Raw genomic sequence first — 4,164 nt, 5'->3', positions numbered from 1 at the left:
AAGTATCGCGAGATGGATTTAAGGGCTTTGCTTCCCTTGCGGTCGCAACTGCAAGCAGAAGCGACGTAAAAATTTAGCGTAGACTGGACAAGATAGTCCGCCGAGCTAAATTTTTACTAGCTCCGTTAAAGACGCTCGCGAGACAAGCCGCCAAGCAAATTTATTTAACTAGATCAGCTAGCACCTTCGCCGCATGCTCCTTTGCCTTCACGCTCTTATATACTTTTACGATCTTGCCGTCTTTGCCGATCACAAAGGTCGAGCGCGCGATGCCTAGATACTCTTTGCCGTAGTTTTTCTTCACCTGCCAGACGCCGTAGAGTTTGGCGACTTCGTGCGCGGGATCGCTTAGCAATATGTGCTTTAGGCTCTGTTTTTGCGCAAAGGCGGCGTGGGATTTGACGCTATCGGGACTAATGCCCACGATCACGGTGTCTTTAGCTATAAAATCGCCGTAAAGCGCGCTAAATTCGCACGCTTCGGTCGTGCAGCCGGGTGTGTTGTCCTTTGGATAAAAGTACAGCACGACGTTTTTACCGACGAAGTCTTTTAGGCTGACGCTTACGCCGTCGCTGTTTTCTAGGCTAAAACTCGGCGCCGTATCGCCCGCTGCTAGCGTGATCTTTCGCTCCAAATCCTCTTTAGAAAATTCGCTCATTTTTTCTCCTTATTTTGTCTGATCTCTTCCAGGCTTAGGCCGCTTTTACCGATGCTATCCATACTCAGAGTCTCGATCATCACTAGCACTGCGGCGGGGTCTTTGCCTAGCACGCGCGCTAGCGTATCCGTAACCTCGGCGATGATTTGCTTTTTTTGCTCTTTTGTGGGCTCTGGGGCGGCTAATTTGATATTTACGAAAGGCATTTTTTCTCCTTGGTTAAATTTGGGCTAATTATATCAAATTTAGCCCTTTTAACCTTGGTCTGGCGGGTTAAATTTAAAACGAATCGATAAATTTAATCCGCCGCCTACGAAGTTTAGCCCGCTTAATCTCAAATTTACCCGCGGTTTTATACAATCTTTAAAATTTATAAAATACAAAGGCACGATATGAAACAAACTGCGACGATACATGAAAAAAGGCTAAAACGCGCCATAAATCAGTATAAAAGCTGGACGAAGGATAACGCTCATTACGAAAAAGCGGTTTCAAATTTCTATTTTATGAGCGGGTACACCTACGAGACGTTTCAAAAAGCGCTAAGATCAGGCAAGCCAAATGCCGGTTGGACGGCTATCATGCAGGTGTCTAACCGCGAAGTGGACTTGACTTATTACGGTTGTTTAAGACTGCTAGCGGGCGATAGCTAGGGCTGGGACTATATAGACCTCGCGCTTGAGGGCTCTTGGATGAACTTTAAGCTCTCTCATTTTGGCGACATCGAGGCGGGAACGGCTTTTATGCTTGCTTATTTTTATCTGATAGGATATAAAAAGCGCGCCGATTATTTAGGCGAGTTTTTCTACTACTTCGAGCGAGACGAAAAGGCCAAACAGCAGCTAGAGCATACCGATATTCCGCGATTTATCGTGCAGCTGTGGGCAAAGAGTAAAAATTTGCCGACCGAGCGTTTGGGGGAGTTTTTGGAATTTGAGCGAAAAGATAGCGGCTACGGCGAGCTAGCTAGGCTCTTATACGAGCCTGATTGCCCGGATATAGAGCGGGCTATAGAGCTAGCCTTGGACTTTCACATCGAGTAGTCGGCCAAAGAAAGCGGCTGGATGTGTACTAGCCTGGCTTTTTATCTTTTTCCGGTAGAGATTTTATATTTTTTAAAGCTACGCGAAGAAAGAGGCCTAACGACGCGCGTGCCTAGCGAACACATCTTGTGGCGCGAATACGAAAAGATAAAGCCGTCCCTAGGCGGCGCCGTCAAAACTCCGCAGCGAGACGAGGCTTTTATGCTAGCGTTTAACAAGGCCGTATCGCAGGGATTTTTTAAAGCGGAGGACTTGGATTTTTTATAGTCCGGCTTATAAATTTAGACGGCTAAATTTAAACCGCTAAAATAAATTCGCAAAGTAAAGGAAAATAAATGGACAAGACAAGCTTTTTGCAGGGTTTGACGGCGTTTTTACGCGAAAACTACCGCCGCGACGACGCTAAAATTTTAAAAGACCGCGTTAAATTTAAAAACGGCCGGATTTAAAATAACGGAGATTATATGAAGATTATGAAATTTAAAAATAGCTACCGACAATCTTGGATAGCGACTATGCCGGAGGAACTTAGCGCGGCAAATATGCTAAATTTGATAAAATCGCAGCGGATAGACGATGATTTTGTTTATGATTTATATATAGCCGCGCCGATTAGCAAGGTTAGAAATTTACATTTTATCCATAACAATATGCTAGGAGACGTTGCGGTAGTTAGCCCCGCGCTTCGCGAAATTTTTATAAAATACGCGCAAACGCAGCCCGTGCGCTTAAGGCTGCACTGCAAAGACGGGACGATAGAGGACTACTGCATAATAAACACCTTGCAAACATCAGACGTTATAAACGAAGAGCGCAGCCAAAAGATATATTTGAGCGATGGCGGCGAATATTTTATCGGCGATATATGCCTAAATTCGCGCATCCCCGAGGATTTCGCCTTAGGGCGAGATACGCGGCACCAAACAAAGCTGTTTTATTCAGAGCGTTTTGCTGCGTTGATAAAGGATGCACATTTAGACGAGCGCGTCGTTTTTGAGGATTTGCCCTCGGTCGCTAATTAGCTTAGGCGCTAAAATTTAAGAACGAATAGTAAAATTTAAAAGCGAATTTAGCCCGAAAAACGAGTAAATTTAACGTAAGCGCTACGCCAAGACAAAGGAAAGATATGAAAGAAAATTTAACCGATAAAACCGAGCTTTTAGAGCCCGCTAAAATCGCGGAGCTTATTTTGAGCGAAAATTTAACCGCCCTAAAGGCTCTTCTTGCCAAAGGCTGGGACTTAAACGAAAAGCTACCTACGCTAGACGGCTTGCAAACGCCTTTGCAAATCGCGTTTTATAACGATAAAAAAGACGCGCTTTATTTTCTTTTGGACGAAGGCGCAAAGATAACTAGCGAGCTTTTTATCGAAGCTTGCGAATACGGCGACGATCCGGCTTTGATTAAGCGGCTTATAAAGTGCGGCGCGGACGTAAACGCTAGCACTCATATCAGCTCGCTAAAAGCTGCCATATACGGCAAAAACGAAGAAATAGCCCTTTTGCTTATAGAAAACGGCTTTAGGCTCATTCCCGACGGCACGACGCTTAGAGAAGCGGCCATGGAAGGGCTTGGCAAACTGATAGAGCAGCTCGTCGAACGTGGTTTTGACGTGAACTACTGCGAACCGGATACCGTGTATCCGTATAACGCATCCGCGCTTCAGGCGGCCGCCTCGTATGCGGATCTTGCGTTAGTAAAGCGCCTTATAGAGCTTGGCGCAGACCTTAGCTACGAGGATAAATACGGCGAGCGCGCCTATCACTACGCGCTGCGAAACGAGCGCAAAGAAGTAGCTCTGTATATAAAATCCGTAGAGCCGTCCGCTTGGCACGACGACGAGGAGCGTCTAAAGAAGCTAAAGTCCTACAAACTGCCAAAGGGGCTTATCTCTTTGCTACGCTCAAACGACAGGCGCGTGTTGCTGCCGGGGTGCGAATATACGGGCTTTATAGAGTTTGCCTCGCTTGGCGACGTAAGGGAGGTAAAGTGGAAAAATAAAAAATTTCTAGACCTTCTTATAGATGCGGATAGATACGGAGCGGACGGGTTTTTGGTATGGCATCCCAGCAGTAAAATGCTAGCTAGCGCAGACTACGAACACGGCGTCTTTACGCCTCTTTGTAGCTTTGAGGAGTTTATGGCGGATCCGTCTGCCGCGATAAATAAAATTTTTAAATAACAAAGGAGATAAGATGAATGACGTTTTTGAACGATTAGCGCCTTTGGCCCAGACTAAAAAACAGCAAACCGCCGTTGCTAAATTTATCGAAAAGGGATTTAAATTTACCCGCCAACCTGATGCGCAGAAGTTTACTTTCCTCGTATATGATTTTTTCGTAGCGGGCAATATACCTGCCGTGCAGCTTTGTATAGATTATCTCGTAGCGCAGGGGTATCCAACCGCCGAAAACGAAAAAAAGTTTCTTAACTGGGTTTTTATGGAGCCGGTCTACTATCTGA

8 protein-coding genes are annotated in these 4,164 nt (G+C 45.6%); 6 read left to right on the top strand and 2 right to left on the bottom strand.

Annotated elements, in window-relative coordinates; genetic code table 11:
- Positions 1 to 160: 160 nt before the first annotated feature.
- Together bcp and RYL88_RS11875 are read right to left on the bottom strand one after the other, a co-directional pair.
- Complete coding sequence (bcp, locus tag RYL88_RS11880) at positions 161 to 658, bottom strand: thioredoxin-dependent thiol peroxidase (RefSeq protein WP_314991555.1); 498 nt, start codon at positions 656 to 658, stop codon at positions 161 to 163.
- A complete protein-coding gene (locus tag RYL88_RS11875; protein WP_314991553.1) occupies positions 655 to 864 on the bottom strand; it encodes a 4-oxalocrotonate tautomerase family protein in 210 nt (69 codons plus the stop codon). The genes bcp and RYL88_RS11875 overlap by 4 nt, the downstream gene beginning before the upstream one ends.
- A 186-nt stretch (positions 865 to 1,050) precedes the next feature.
- Here RYL88_RS11875 and RYL88_RS11870 point away from each other — a divergent pair, with 186 nt between their 5' ends.
- The 6 genes from RYL88_RS11870 to RYL88_RS11845 form a co-directional block, all read left to right on the top strand.
- Complete coding sequence (locus tag RYL88_RS11870) at positions 1,051 to 1,311, top strand: hypothetical protein (protein ID WP_314991551.1); 261 nt, start codon at positions 1,051 to 1,053, stop codon at positions 1,309 to 1,311.
- Between the two features lie 39 nt (positions 1,312 to 1,350).
- Entirely contained in the window at positions 1,351 to 1,701 is a 351-nt protein-coding gene (locus tag RYL88_RS11865; protein WP_314991549.1) for a hypothetical protein, read from the top strand.
- Positions 1,702 to 1,722: 21 nt separating this feature from the next.
- Positions 1,723 to 1,968 (top strand): hypothetical protein, encoded by a 246-nt coding sequence (locus RYL88_RS11860; protein ID WP_314991548.1) that lies wholly within the window; start codon positions 1,723 to 1,725, stop codon positions 1,966 to 1,968.
- 197 nt (positions 1,969 to 2,165) lie between these two features.
- Complete coding sequence (locus tag RYL88_RS11855) at positions 2,166 to 2,723, top strand: hypothetical protein (RefSeq protein WP_314991547.1); 558 nt, start codon at positions 2,166 to 2,168, stop codon at positions 2,721 to 2,723.
- Between the two features lie 104 nt (positions 2,724 to 2,827).
- Entirely contained in the window at positions 2,828 to 3,883 is a 1,056-nt protein-coding gene (locus RYL88_RS11850; RefSeq protein ID WP_314991546.1) for an ankyrin repeat domain-containing protein, read from the top strand.
- 13 nt (positions 3,884 to 3,896) lie between these two features.
- On the top strand, positions 3,897 to 4,164 hold a 268-nt coding region (locus RYL88_RS11845), incomplete at its 3' end, for a hypothetical protein (RefSeq protein WP_314991545.1).

This window comes from uncultured Campylobacter sp., from assembly GCF_963517995.1.
In the GTDB taxonomy this organism is placed as follows: Bacteria; Campylobacterota; Campylobacteria; order Campylobacterales; family Campylobacteraceae; genus Campylobacter_A.
This window is presented reverse-complemented; position numbering and strand designations above follow the sequence as displayed.

Excerpts from the sequence above, each read along its gene's own strand:
- bcp (WP_314991555.1), bottom strand. The coding sequence starts at position 658 with ATGAGCGAATTTTCTAAAGAGGATTTGGAGCGAAAGATCACGCTAGCA.
- RYL88_RS11875 (WP_314991553.1), bottom strand. The coding sequence starts at position 864 with ATGCCTTTCGTAAATATCAAATTAGCCGCCCCAGAGCCCACAAAAGAG.
- RYL88_RS11870 (WP_314991551.1), top strand. The coding sequence starts at position 1,051 with ATGAAACAAACTGCGACGATACATGAAAAAAGGCTAAAACGCGCCATA.
- RYL88_RS11865 (WP_314991549.1), top strand. The coding sequence starts at position 1,351 with ATGAACTTTAAGCTCTCTCATTTTGGCGACATCGAGGCGGGAACGGCT.
- RYL88_RS11860 (WP_314991548.1), top strand. The coding sequence starts at position 1,723 with ATGTGTACTAGCCTGGCTTTTTATCTTTTTCCGGTAGAGATTTTATAT.
- RYL88_RS11855 (WP_314991547.1), top strand. The coding sequence starts at position 2,166 with ATGAAGATTATGAAATTTAAAAATAGCTACCGACAATCTTGGATAGCG.
- RYL88_RS11850 (WP_314991546.1), top strand. The coding sequence starts at position 2,828 with ATGAAAGAAAATTTAACCGATAAAACCGAGCTTTTAGAGCCCGCTAAA.